The sequence below is a fragment of the Ralstonia insidiosa genome (assembly GCF_008801405.1).
Classification (GTDB): Bacteria; Pseudomonadota; Gammaproteobacteria; order Burkholderiales; family Burkholderiaceae; genus Ralstonia; species Ralstonia insidiosa.
In genome coordinates, this window is record NZ_VZPV01000001.1 from 1,704,527 (window position 1) to 1,717,370 (window position 12,844).

General features: G+C 63.0%; 10 protein-coding genes. 4 read left to right on the forward strand and 6 right to left on the reverse strand.

Annotated features, from left to right (window positions below; all coding sequences use genetic code 11):
- Positions 1-6: 6 nt before the first annotated feature.
- Positions 7-786 (reverse strand): oxepin-CoA hydrolase, alternative type, encoded by a 780-nt coding sequence (locus F7R11_RS08200; RefSeq protein ID WP_064802546.1) that lies wholly within the window; start codon positions 784-786, stop codon positions 7-9.
- A gap of 30 nt (positions 787-816) precedes the next feature.
- A complete protein-coding gene (locus tag F7R11_RS08205; RefSeq protein ID WP_151180518.1) occupies positions 817-2,388 on the reverse strand; it encodes a 3-hydroxyacyl-CoA dehydrogenase in 1,572 nt (523 codons plus the stop codon).
- A 47-nt stretch (positions 2,389-2,435) separates the two neighbouring features.
- On the opposite strand from F7R11_RS08205, the gene F7R11_RS08210 reads away from it, so the two are divergent.
- Positions 2,436-3,089 carry a glutathione S-transferase gene (locus F7R11_RS08210; RefSeq protein ID WP_064802550.1) on the forward strand — a complete coding sequence of 218 codons (654 nt, stop codon included), beginning with the start codon at positions 2,436-2,438 and terminating at the stop codon, positions 3,087-3,089.
- A gap of 15 nt (positions 3,090-3,104) precedes the next feature.
- Here the strand turns inward: F7R11_RS08210 and F7R11_RS08215 are convergent, their stop codons facing one another.
- Together F7R11_RS08215 and F7R11_RS08220 are read right to left on the reverse strand one after the other, a co-directional pair.
- A complete protein-coding gene (locus F7R11_RS08215; RefSeq protein WP_064802552.1) occupies positions 3,105-4,277 on the reverse strand; it encodes a pyridoxal phosphate-dependent aminotransferase in 1,173 nt (390 codons plus the stop codon).
- A gap of 12 nt (positions 4,278-4,289) precedes the next feature.
- Positions 4,290-4,793 carry a putative toxin-antitoxin system toxin component, PIN family gene (locus F7R11_RS08220; RefSeq protein ID WP_064802554.1) on the reverse strand — a complete coding sequence of 168 codons (504 nt, stop codon included), beginning with the start codon at positions 4,791-4,793 and terminating at the stop codon, positions 4,290-4,292.
- A gap of 37 nt (positions 4,794-4,830) precedes the next feature.
- On the opposite strand from F7R11_RS08220, the gene yaaA reads away from it, so the two are divergent.
- Positions 4,831-5,613, forward strand: coding sequence for a peroxide stress protein YaaA (gene yaaA, locus F7R11_RS08225; protein WP_064806244.1), 783 nt, complete (start codon positions 4,831-4,833; stop codon positions 5,611-5,613).
- 14 nt (positions 5,614-5,627) lie between these two features.
- Positions 5,628-6,773 carry a M14 family metallopeptidase gene (locus F7R11_RS08230; protein ID WP_064802556.1) on the forward strand — a complete coding sequence of 382 codons (1,146 nt, stop codon included), beginning with the start codon at positions 5,628-5,630 and terminating at the stop codon, positions 6,771-6,773.
- A gap of 62 nt (positions 6,774-6,835) precedes the next feature.
- Here F7R11_RS08230 and F7R11_RS08235 read toward each other — a convergent pair whose 3' ends face one another.
- Both F7R11_RS08235 and F7R11_RS08240 read right to left on the reverse strand, forming a co-directional pair.
- On the reverse strand, positions 6,836-7,684 hold the full coding sequence (locus tag F7R11_RS08235) for a BspC domain-containing protein (protein ID WP_064802558.1): 849 nt from the start codon (positions 7,682-7,684) through the stop codon (positions 6,836-6,838).
- Between the two features lie 148 nt (positions 7,685-7,832).
- The gene (locus tag F7R11_RS08240) at positions 7,833-9,419 is read right to left on the reverse strand and encodes an ABC transporter substrate-binding protein (RefSeq protein ID WP_064802560.1); all 1,587 of its coding nucleotides are present in this window, start codon (positions 9,417-9,419) and stop codon (positions 7,833-7,835) included.
- A 658-nt stretch (positions 9,420-10,077) separates the two neighbouring features.
- Between F7R11_RS08240 and mgtA the strand changes: the two genes are divergently transcribed.
- On the forward strand, positions 10,078-12,804 hold the full coding sequence (mgtA, locus tag F7R11_RS08245) for a magnesium-translocating P-type ATPase (RefSeq protein ID WP_064802562.1): 2,727 nt from the start codon (positions 10,078-10,080) through the stop codon (positions 12,802-12,804).
- Positions 12,805-12,844: the final 40 nt, after the last annotated feature.

The following is a 12,844-nucleotide window of genomic DNA, read 5'->3' on the forward strand; positions in this document are numbered from 1 at the left end:
AGCGACTCAGCGGTATTGCGGTTTGCGCTTCTGCAGGAAGGCAGAGATGCCTTCGTTGCCATCGGCATGGTGCAGCGCTTCGACAAAGCTGTGCTGTTCGGCTTTGAGGTGATCGTGCAGTGAAGCGTCTTCCGCGTTGGCAATCAGGCCCTTGATGCGGCCGACCGCATGTGGTGATTGCGCCGCGAGTTTCTCTGCCAGCAGCAGCGCATGGCCCAGTGCCTCGCCGGGTTTGACGACTTCATTGATGAGGCCGAAGTGCGCGAGCCGTTCTGCACCCACCGGCTTGCCGAGCATGATGATCTCGCTCGCCAGCGGACGCGGCAGGAAGCGCGCGATGTGCCACGAGCCGCCACCATCCGGCGTGAGCGCGACGTTCACGTACGCCATCACGAACTTCGCATCCGATGCCGCGATCGCAAAGTCGCACGCCAGCACCAGCGAGAAGCCTGCGCCCGCCGCCGGGCCTTCCACCGCCGCAATCACCGGCTTGGGGAAGGTGCGGATCGTCTCGATCCAGTGGTTGAGCGCGTCGATGCCTTCTTCCTGCACGCTCTTCGGCTTGCTGCGGTTTTCCAGCAGGCGGTTCAGGTTGCCGCCGGCGCAGAAGGCGCTGCCTGCACCGGTGAAGATGACCGCGCGGATCTCGTTGTCGTTGGAGGCGCGATCCAGGGCTTCCATCGACGCGGTGTACATCACCGGGTCCAGCGCGTTGCGCGCGTCGGGGTTGGACAGAACAAGCACTAGCGTTGAGCCGATGCGTTGGGAGAGCAGTTGCGCGGTCATGGCAATGGCCTCGTGTCGGGAGGTAAGGGGTTAGGCGTCCAGCGTCAGCAGTGACATACCCAGACGGGCGCGTCGCAGCAGCCACGGGCTCGGGCGATAACGCGGGTCGCCATAGAGCACGTACAGGTTCTGCAGCACTTCAAGGATGGCGCCCGTGCCCAGCGTGTCGCCCAGCGCCAGCGGCCCTTGCGGATAACCCAGGCCAAGCGTGACGGCGAGGTCGATGTCCGTCGGCGTGGCAATGCGCTGCTGGGCGATATCGCACGCGATGTTGACGATGCACGCGACGATGCGCTGCGCGACAAAGCCGCCCGAATCGCGGATCACCGTCACCGGTACGCCATCGGAGGCGAGCAGACCATGTGCAGCGTCGCGGTAAGCGTGGTCGGTAGCGGGCGTGGTCATCAGCGTACGGCGCTTGGTGGCCGCAAACGGATAGAGCGTGTCGAGCGCCACGGTGCGGCGCGCATCCAGCCCTTCGGCAGTCACGCATGCAGTGGCATCCAGCCCGCGCGGTGTAACGATGATGAGCGCATCGGCAGACGGTTTGGAACCTGCCTCGGGCGTGATGCCCAGGTCTAGCATCAGGCGTTGTGCCGCGGCGTGACCGGCTTCGTGCGCGCGGCTGATCCACACGGACGACGGGCGCGCGGTCGGCACCGGCGCTTCGGCCGGTACTTGCTTTTGCCCATCCGGGTAGCGATAGAAACCTTCGCCCGTCTTGCGGCCCAGGATGCCGCCGGCAAAGCGCACCGCCGTGATCTGCGAGGGGCGGTAGCGCGGCTCCTCATAGAACTGGCGGTAGACCGATTCCATCACCGGGTGCGAGACATCCAGCCCGGTCAGGTCCATCAGCTCGAACGGCCCCATCCGGAAGCCCGCCTGCTCGCGCATGATGGCGTCGATGTCGGCATAGGCGGCCACGCTTTCCTGCGCCACGCGCAGGCCTTCGGTGTTCATGCCACGCCCGGCGTGGTTGACGATGAAACCCGGCATGTCGATGCAGCGCACGGGCGTATGGCCCATGCGCTTGGCCAGTGCGGCCAAGGCATCGCCAGTAGCGGGCGCGCTGCGCAGGCCGTCGATCACCTCGACCACTTTCATTAGCGGCACGGGGTTGAAGAAGTGGAAGCCGGCCACGCGCTCCGGGTGCTTGCAGGCCGTAGCAATCGCCGTAATCGACAGTGACGACGTATTCGACGCCAGGATTGCATCGGCGCGGATGATGTCTTCAAGCTGGCGGAAGAGGTCGCGCTTGACCTCCAGTTTCTCGACGATGGCCTCGACCACGAGATCGCAGTCCGCCAGATCTGTGAGCGCGCCCGCAGGGATCAACCGCGCGATTGTGGCGTCGGCTTCATCCGCCGTGAGCTTGCCCTTGGCGGCCAGCTTGGCCAGCGTGTCAGCCAGTGCGGTACGCGCCGCTTCCACGGCGGGCGGGTTGGCGTCGAACAGCTTGACGCGCAGGCCGGCCTGCGCCGCGATCTGCGCAATGCCGCGCCCCATGGCGCCGGTTCCTACAATCCCGATAGTCTGCATATGAAATTCGCTTCGATCGAAAGAAGTCTGGCTAAAATAGCACGAGCGTGCGATTTCCGGCATCCGCACCGACCATAACAGGCAGCCACCCAACCCAAGGAGACTGGTTCATGCTGACGCTATACGGTTTTGCTGCGAGCAACTACTACAACAAGGTCAAGCTCGCGCTGATGGAGAAGGGCATTGCGTTCGAGGAAGCGCTGCGCTGGCCCGATCAGACCGACGGCGAGATCTCGCCGCTGCACAAGGTGCCGTATCTGAAGGATGGCGATCACGGCATGTGCGAATCGCAGGTCATTGTCGACTATCTGGAGGCGCGCTATCCGGAACATCCGCTTGTTCCGTCTGACCCGTTCAAGGCGGCCAAGGTGCGCGAGGTCGTGACCTTCCTAGAGCTGCACCTGGAGTTGGTGGCGCGTCAGCTGTTTCCCGAAGCGTTCTTCGGCGGCAAGATCAGCGACAACCTGAAGGTCAAGGTGCGCGAGCAACTGGAGAAGAACATCCCCGCCGCGGCCAAACTGTTCAAGTTCGCGCCGTACGTGGCGGGCGATACGTTCACCATTGCGGACTGCGCAGCCATCGTCCACTTCCCGCTGGTGAGCCAGGCCACCAAGATCATCTACGGTGAAGACCTGCTGGCGCAGGTTGAGGGCGTCAAGCCTTACCTGGCCGCGATGGCCGAGAACCCCAACGTGCAGAAGATGCGAGCGGACAGCAAGGCGAACCTGGAGGCGATGCTGGCGCACTACGCCAGCAAGCGCTGATCGCCAGTTCCAGCGTTAAACCTTCGACAAGCGCTCCAACGCCAGTTGGAGCGTTTCATCTTTCTTGGCGAAGCAAAAGCGCACCACGCCCGATTCGTGCGGCTGCGAATAGAACGCCGACACGGGAATCGCCGCCACGCCGATCTCGCTCGTCAGCCACTTCGCGAACTCCGCCTCCGGCAGGTCGGAGATGCCGCTGTAATCCACGCACTGGAAGTACGTGCCCTGGCAGGGCAGTAGCTTGAAACGCGTCTTCTCCAGCCCCGCGCGGAACAGATCACGCTTGTGCTGATAGAACGCCGAGAGATCCAGATACGGGCGCGGATCGGCCATGTAGTTCGCCAGCCCGTGCTGCACCGGCGTGTTGACGGTGAACACGTTGAACTGATGCACCTTGCGGAACTCCGCCGACAGCGCGGCGGGCGCGGCCACGTAGCCGACCTTCCAGCCCGTCACGTGATACGTCTTGCCGAAGCTCGACACCACGAAGGCGCGCCGCGCCAGTTCCGGGATGCGCGCGACCGATGCATGCGGCACGCCGTCATACACCATGTGCTCGTACACCTCGTCGGAGAGCAGCAGCACGTTGGTCGGCGCGAGGATCTCGGCCAGCTTCTGCATGTCGTCCGCATGCCAGACGGTGCCCGTCGGGTTGTGCGGCGTGTTGAGCATGATCAGGCGCGTGCGCGGCGTGATGGCCGCGGCCAGCGTGTCGAACGGGATGCGGAAGTCCGGCGCGTTCAGCGTGATCGGCACGACCTTGCCACCGGCCAGTTCGATCGACGGGATGTAGCTGTCGTACGTGGGCTCGAAGACGATGACTTCGTCACCCGGATGCACGCAGCACAGCACGGTGGTCAGCAGCGCCTGCGTGGCACCGGCGGTGATGGTGATTTCGCGGTCGGCGTCGTACGTATGGCCGTACAGGTTGGCGACTTTGGCGGCGATGGCCTGACGCAACGCGGGCACGCCCGTCATCGGCGGGTATTGGTTGAGGCCGGCACGCATCGCGTCCGACACCGCATCGACGATGCGCGGGTCGCAATCGAAATCCGGAAAGCCCTGGCCGAGGTTGACGGCCTGCTTCTCTGCAGCCAGCGCCGACATCACGGTGAAGATGGTGGTGCCGACATTCGGCAGCCGGGAGGGCGGCGGAGCGATGGGCGCGAGCGATTCAACAGTGGTCATGGCAATGCGACTTCAAGCTTGAACGAGGGGAGCAGTCTCCAACTGGACCAGCGCGACAAACTGCTTGGGCGGCAGCACCGCCACATCGCAATACTTGGCCATGCGGCGCTTGAGCTTGAGCACAGCCTTGTCCTTGGAGACGAGATAGGTGGCGTTGGCGGCATCGGCCAGCGCGAGGAATTTCTGGTCGTCGCGGTCTTTGCAGCGCGGGACGAAGGTTTCGCCTTGCGTGCGGGCAGCGTCTTCCGGATCCGCCACCGAGCGGGTTACGCGATCGACCCAGGCGAGGGCGGCTTGCGCATCGACGGCGTAGTGCGCGAACTGCGGATAGTCCAGCACGCGGCGCAGCTCTTCGCGGCACGCGGGGCTGATGATCGCATCCAGCCGGCCGGCTTCCAGCGCGGCACGGATGGGGCGCGCAACGGCGTCGTCAAAGATGAGGATGTCGACCCAGATGTTGGAGTCCAGCACCACGCGTGGGGCGGTGGCCTGGGTCGGGGCAGCAGTGTCTGCCATTCGATACAATTCCAGACTTGTGAACCGCGATTCTGACATGATCATCGTCCTCTCGCCGGCCAAGTCGCTCGACTACGACACCCCGCCGCGCATCAAGAACCACACGCTGCCCGATTTCATCGCGCGCTCCGCAGAACTCATTGAAGTGCTTCGTAAGCTGTCGCCGGCCCAGATCGGCACGCTGATGAAGATTTCCGACCCGTTGGCTGTGTTGAACGCGACACGCTACGGCGATTGGTCCACCGAATTCACCGCCGAGAACAGCAAGCAAGCCGCACTGGCCTTCGATGGCGACGTCTATGGCGGGCTCGATGCGAATTCGCTATCGGCGGATGATCTGCAGTTTGCGCAGAAGCATCTGCGGATTCTGTCGGGGCTCTATGGCGTGCTGCGCCCGCTCGACTGGATGCAGCCGTACCGCCTGGAAATGGGCACACGCCTGGCCAATCCGCACGGCAAGGATCTCTACGCGTTCTGGGGCGATGATGTGACGCTCGCGCTCAACAAGCTCTTCAAGCAGAACCCGTCCGATAGCGACCCGGTGCTCGTCAACCTTGCGTCGGAAGAGTATTTCAAGGTGGTGCGGCCCAAGGTGCTCAAGGCGCGCGTCGTTACGCCTGTCTTCGAGGATTGGAAGAATGGGCAATACAAGATCATCTCGTTTTACGCCAAACGCGCGCGCGGCCTGATGGCGCGCTACGCGATCGAGCATCGCATCACCGATCCGCGCAAGCTCAAGGCGTTCGATGTCGACGGGTATGCGTTTGACGCAACTGATTCCGACGACGAACGCTGGGTTTTCCGCCGCAAGCTCACTTGAGAACAGGACCCGACATGACTGCCACCCAACCGCATATCTCCAGTTCGTTCGACAGCGGCGCCATCGAGATCGTCGATGCCACGCGCGCGGATGCCATCCGCCTGCGCATCCGACGTGATTCGCACGCCGACTTCACGCAGTGGTTCCACTTCCGCCTGCAGGGCGTGCAAGGCCAGGCGTGCAAGCTGGCGCTGGAAAACGCCGGCGAATGCACGTACCCCGCCGGCTGGAAGGACTACCAGGCCGTCGCCTCGTACGACCGCGAGCACTGGTTTCGCTTGCCGACGCGCTACGACGGCAAGACGATGACCATCGAGGTGACGCCCGAGCACGACAGCATCTGGTTTGCGTACTTCGAGCCGTATTCGGACGAGCGTCACCTAACGCTGGTGGCCGCCGCGCAGGTCCGACCCGGCGTGCGGACGCAGCGCCTCGGCAGCACGGTGCAGGGCCGGGACATGACCAGCATCACCGTCGGTGAACCCGGCCCCGGAAAAAAGAACGTGTGGATCATCGCGCGCCAGCATCCGGGCGAGACGATGGCCGAGTGGTTCGTTGAAGGACTGCTTGCGCGCCTGACGCGTCAAGGTGTTTGGGGCGGTGATCCGATTGGCCGTGTGCTCGCCGAGCGCGCCGTCTTCCACATCGTGCCGAACATGAATCCGGACGGCTCGTCCCTCGGCAACCTGCGCACCAACGCCGCCGGCGCCAACCTGAACCGCGAATGGATGGAGCCCGACGCCCAGCGCAGCCCCGAAGTGCTGTGCGTGCGCCAGGCCATTGAGCAGACCGGCGTCGACCTGTTCTTCGACATTCACGGTGATGAGGCACTGCCCTACGTGTTCGTGGCAGGCAGCGAGATGCTGCCGGGCTTTACCGATGCGCAGCGTGCCGATCAGGACCGCTTCGTGGCAGCCTTTCTGCGTGCATCACCGGATTTCCAGACGCAATACGGCTACGAGGCCAGCAAGTACAACGAAGATGCGCTCAAGCTCGCCTCGAAGTACATCGGTCACACGTATGGTTGTCTGTCGCTGACGCTGGAAATGCCGTTCAAGGACAACGCCGATCTGCCCGATGCACGGGTAGGCTGGGATGGTGCCCGTAGTGCTGCACTGGGTGCGGCAATGCTGCAGGCGATCCTGGAATATCTCGGCTGAGCGATCGCGCCGAGGTCACCAATGCAAAACGCGCCGCCAGGGTTCTGGCGGCGCGTTTGTTTTTACTGGCCGGAGGTCGACTTCTTCGTCGTCTTCTTGGCCGTCGATTTGGCGGTGGTCTTGCCAGTCGGTGTCGACTTGGTCTTGGCCGTGCCGTTGCTCTTCGCAGACTTAGCCGTGGACTTCGTCGCGGCTTTGCCTTTGGCAGTGCTCTTGCTGTGGACCGCCGAGGTGGTTGTGCAGCGATGGCCGCGGCGGCAGTGCGTGCGGGTTGCCGTTGACGAAGGTGCGGCGGCCGGTGCTGCAAACGGCTGGCCATTGGCGTCGAGCAGTTCGTACGCCAGCATCATCCCTTCGTCATAGCCGCAGCGCACGCGCACCGGCTCCCATTGGTCATTGCCTGTGCCGCGCTTGTGCACAGCGGCATTGAAGCTGATGACGCTCGATACCTTGACCGCGCCTTGCTTGCTCAACGAGAAGCGCGAGTCCCATGGCTCGACCTTGGCTTGGTCATTGGACAGCGCGCCAGTCGGCAGGCGGAACTGATCGAAGTTGGTCGAGCGCGGGATGATCCAGCTCGCATGTGCGGCGCAGTCCGCCACGTCAGGGCGGGCACCTTCCGATTGGATCAGGCGGTCACGGGTTTGTGCGCGGTACTCGGACAAGCTCATCTTGTCCTTGGCCGGCAGGTTGACCGTGGTGGTCCCGCTGGCATCGGTCGAGCCGAAGACGATCGGCGGCGTGGTTGATACCGGAGGCGTGGCCGGTTTGGCCTGTGCGGCTGAAGTGCTCGGCGTGGCGTTGGTGGCCTGGGCCGACTGAGCCGACGCGTTGGTCGGTTCGGTCTGCAAGTTGGAGCAGGCGGCCAGCAAAGCGACGACGCCGAGACAAAGTAGTTTGGGTCGCAACATCACGAGTGTTACAGGGTGTCGGCGTGGAAAATCGCCATGATAGAGGAAAGCTAAGGCCGAAAGTTCCTGTAGCTTTCCCCAATGCGGCACATCAAGCGATTTTGCTGTAACAGCGCGTTACGGCACGGTGTTGGTTACCAAGTGATCATCATTGCTTGGTGAACAACCATGCGAGCGACCATTCGTCGGTGCGCGCCTCATAGCGGATGCCTTTACGCATTGCCCATGTAGCGAGCTGATGGTGCGACGGAATGATCGCGTAGTCGGTCTGTGCAAAGCGCGCGGCGGTCTTGGCAGCCTGCTCGTGGGCCTGTTCGCTCGATACCGTCGAGAGCGACGTCTGTACCAGCTTGTCCAGTTCGGGATTGCTGTAGCGGCCCCAGTTCCAGCTGCCATAGCCGGTTTGTGCATTCGGCGTGCCGAGAATGCTGCGCAGCGCCACATCTGCCGCTACCGAGCCCCAGCCCAACATCATGAACGAGAACTCACCCTGGCGCGCGCGCGTGAAATATGCCGCCACCGGCAGCGTTTCCACCTTGGTCTGAATGCCGACGCGCGTGAGCAGTTGCGCGGTGGTTTGCGCAACCTGCGCGTCGTTCAGGTAGCGATTGTTGGTGGCGTGCAGCGTGAGCCCGAAACCGTTTGGATAACCTGCCTCGGCCAGCAATTTCTTCGCGCGCTCCGCGTCATACGGAATCGGCTTGCCGCCCGGGTGCCCGAAGATCTGCGGCGACACGATGCTCGATGCCACCACGCCCTGGCCCTCGAGCACACGCGAGACGATGGCATCGCGATTGATGGCGAGTGCCACGGCTTCACGCACGCGGTGGTCCTTGAACGGGTTCTTGGCGAGCGGCTTACCGGCCTTGTCCGTGATGAACGGCGACACATCGCGGCTCTGGTCCATCTGCCAGAAGATCGTGCGCCACGATACTTGCTGCTCCAGGTGGAACTTCGGGTTCTGCTTGATGCGCGGCACATCCGCGGCGGGCACGGCCTCCACGACATCCACATCGCCGGAGAGCAGGGCCGCCGTACGCGCGGCGTTGTCGGTGATGATCTTGAAGGTGACCTTATCCCACTGCGGCACATGGCCCCAGTAGTTCGGGTTCTTCTTCAGCACGATCTCTTGCCCGCGCGTGAAGTGATCGAACAGGAACGGGCCCGTGCCGATCATGGCGCGGCCGGCATCGAAATCTGCCTGTGAAGCCTCTGCGACCTTCTTGGGGATGATCGGCAGGCTGTTCAGGTCGTTCGGGATGCTGGCGTAGTTCGGAATCGACACCTTCAGCCGCACCGTGAGCGGATCGACGATCTGCACGTCGGTGATCGACTTGGTGTAGCTCGTGAACGGGCCCGGGCTGTTGGTCAGGCGTGCCGGGCGCTCAATCGAGGCTTTCACGTCTTCACCGGTGAAGGGCGTGCCGTCGCTCCATTTCACATTCGGGCGCAGCTTGATCTCCCACGTGTTGGCGTCGACAGCCTTCCACGAGGTGGCCAGGCCCGGCGTGTAGCGGCCGTTCTTGTCGAGGAAGACCAGCGACTCGAAGACGTGCAGCGCCATGGCGTTGTTGGGGCCGGCGTTGTTCCATTGCGGGTCCATCGACGTCACGTCGGCGGACAGACCGATGCGTAGGTCGTCGGCCTGGGCGGCAGGCGACAGGATGCCGCAGGCAGCGGCCACGGCAAGCGAAGAGAGGGCGGGGGTGAGCAGCCGGCGCAGGAAGGGTCGCATGATGAAGAACCTTGTGTGATCTATCGTTGCGGGCATTGCCGGGCCTGAGTGAGAGTCAGGCGGGCCGGCATCGGGTTGCCAGTGTATCGCCGCTGCAGTGTGCTTGCAGCGCCGCAATTGACGATTCTTATGCAAATTTTGCTTTGTTCACGTCTCTTTTCTGGTTATAGTCGCGCCGTTTTCAACACTGCGGAGACCCCCTGTGGGCCCTTGCTCAATCGATGGTAGTTGTCCGGTACTCGGTACCGGTCGCCGTTCGGCAAGCTGACGCGCAGTGTTTCGCTGCTGTTATCTCGCCGGGCGCGGGATGATGGTGGCAACCGTAGCCGGTTCAGGCTGCGTGATTTCCCCCTTTCCTTTTCTTACCTGAAGGCAGGTGTGTGGACGGCGCTTGGCCGTAGCTTCCACCTGCAATGACGATGCCTGTGCAGCGTGCTTTGCCATGTTGCCAACGCGTCGACCTGTGTGCGTACGCAACATCACAGGGCAAGGCTTGCCTGCAGACAGGCTCCGCTCCTCATGTGCCAGGAGCGCCCGTCATGCAATCGACCCAATCACGCCAATCCACGCGGTATGGTGCCGCCTTTCCACCACGTGCCGACCATGTCCGCACGTTGATGGCGCTCGCCTGAGTTCATCTGCAACCCGAGGGCCCGTCATGATCTTCCAGGCACTGAAAGAATTCTTCGCCGGCTTCGTGCGCAACCGCGCGATCGGCCGGCATTTCCGGCGGCTGTTGATGCTGGAGTCATTTGATACTACGGAGCAGAACCGTGAGGTCGCGCAGGCCATTTCACAGTCGCTGATCGCCGCTTCGCGCAATGATGCGGACACCCAGATCAAGCTTTTGCGCTCGCACCCGCAGGGGCTGACGGCGCAGCACGCGCAGTCGCTGCTGGCGCGCGTGGGCCCGAACGAGGTCGAGCACGAGAAGCCGCTGTCGTGGTGGATGCACCTGTGGCGCTGCTACACCAATCCGTTCAACCTGTTGTTGACCGTGCTGGCAGCGATCTCGTTTGCCACCGACGACATGCAGGCCACCGTCGTGATCACCACCATGGTGGTGCTGTCGACCCTGATCCGCTTCTGGCAGGAGGCACGCTCCAACAAGGCGGCCGACAAACTCAAGGCGATGGTCAGCAACACCGCCACGGTGATGCGCCGCGAGGCCCCGGACACCCGCCTGCCTGCCGCAGTGCGCTGTGTCGAGGTGCCCATCCGGCAACTCGTGCCGGGTGAACTGGTGGTACTGTCCGCCGGCGACATGATCCCTGCTGACTTGCGCGTGCTGTCTGCCAAGGACCTCTTCGTCAGTCAGGCGGCCATGACGGGCGAATCGCTGCCGGTCGAGAAGTTCGCGGAGCAGAAGAGTGTGCAGACGGCCACCGTGCTGGAACTGGACAACATCCTCTTCATGGGGACCAACGTGGTTTCGGGTTCAGCGACGGCCGTGGTGGTGGAAACGGGCAGTCGCACCTACTTCGGCACGTTGGCCCAGCGGGTAACGGCAGTCGACCGCATGCCCACGGCCTTCCAGGCGGGCGTGAACCGCGTGAGCTGGTTGCTGATCCGCTTCATGCTGGTGATGGCGCCGCTGGTGTTGTTTATCAACGGCTTTACCAAGGGCGACTGGGTGGAGGCCTGCCTGTTCGCGCTGTCGGTGGCGGTGGGGTTGACGCCCGAAATGCTGCCGATGATTGTCACCTCCACGCTGGCCAAGGGCGCCGTGGTGATGTCGCGCAAGAAGGTCATCGTCAAGCATCTGGATGCGATCCAGAATTTTGGCGCCATGGATGTGCTCTGCACCGACAAGACCGGCACGCTCACGCAAGACAAGATCTGCCTGGAGCGTCATACCGATGTGTTCGGCGAGACCTCGGACGATGTGCTGCGCATGGCGTATCTCAACAGCCGATACCAGACTGGCTTGAAGAACCTACTGGATGTTGCGGTGTTGGAGCACGCGGAAATCTCGCGCCAGCTGGAGCCGTACGACTGGCGCAAGGTCGACGAGATTCCGTTCGACTTCACGCGCCGCCGCATGTCGGTCGTGGTGGCGCAAAACCCGGCCACGCATGTGCTGATCTGCAAGGGCGCGGTGGAAGAGATTCTTTCCGTGTGTACCCACGTGCGCCACGGCAACACCAGCGAGCCGATGACGGCCGCGCTGCTGGAGCGCATCGGCAAGGTGACGGCTGGTTTGAATGCCGAGGGCCTGCGTGTAGTGGCTGTGGCTATCAAGGAGACGCTGCCGTTCAAGGACACCTACGGCGTGGCCGATGAGAGCGAACTGACCTTGCTCGGTTACGTTGCCTTCCTGGACCCGCCAAAGGAAACCACCGCCCCCGCGCTGGCCGCTCTGCGCGAGCACGGCGTGGCCGTGAAGATCCTCACCGGTGACAACGCGCTGGTGACCGCCAAGATCTGCCATGAGGTCGGGCTGGACACCTCGCTGGTGGTGCTGGGTGCCGACGTGGAACGCAAGAGCGATGCCGCACTGGCGGAGTTGGTTGAGCGTTACAACGTCTTCGCCAAGCTCACGCCTGCGCACAAGGAGCGCGTGGTGCGTGCGCTCAAGGCCAACGGCCATGTGGTCGGCTTCATGGGTGACGGCATTAACGATGCGCCGGCGCTGCGCGCGGCCGATATCGGCATTTCGGTAGATACGGCGGTGGACATCGCCAAGGAAGCCGCCGACATCATCCTGCTGGAAAAGAGCCTGATGGTGCTGGAGGCCGGCGTGCTGGAAGGGCGCCGCACCTTCGCCAACATGCTCAAGTACATCAAGATGACGGCCAGCTCGAACTTCGGCAACGTCTTCTCCGTGCTGGTGGCGAGCGCCTTCATCCCGTTCCTGCCCATGCTGCCGATGCAACTGCTGGTGCAGAACCTGCTGTACGACATCTCGCAGATCGCCATCCCATTCGACAACGTGGATGCCGATCAACTGAAGAAGCCGCAGCGTTGGCAGCCCGCAGAGATTGGCCGGTTCATGCTGTTCTTCGGGCCGATCAGCTCGGTGTTCGACATCACCACCTTTGTGTTGATGTGGTTTGTATTCGGCGCCAACTCACCGGAGCATCAGACGTTGTTCCAGTCAGGCTGGTTTGTGGTCGGCCTGCTCACGCAAACGTTGATCGTGCACATGATCCGTACGCAGAAGATTCCGTTCATCCAGAGCCGGGCCGCAGCGCCGTTGCTGATGATGACGGGGATCATCATGGCGATCGGCATCTTTCTGCCGATGGGGCCGCTGGCGGGGTATTTCAAGCTGCAGCCGTTGCCGCCCATCTACTTCGCCTATCTGGTGGCGATCCTGGTGGGCTACATGACACTCACGCAGTGGATGAAGCGCGTCTACGTGCGCCGCTACGGCTGGCAGTAAACCGCGATTTACCAAATGAAAACGGACGACCGAGGTCGTC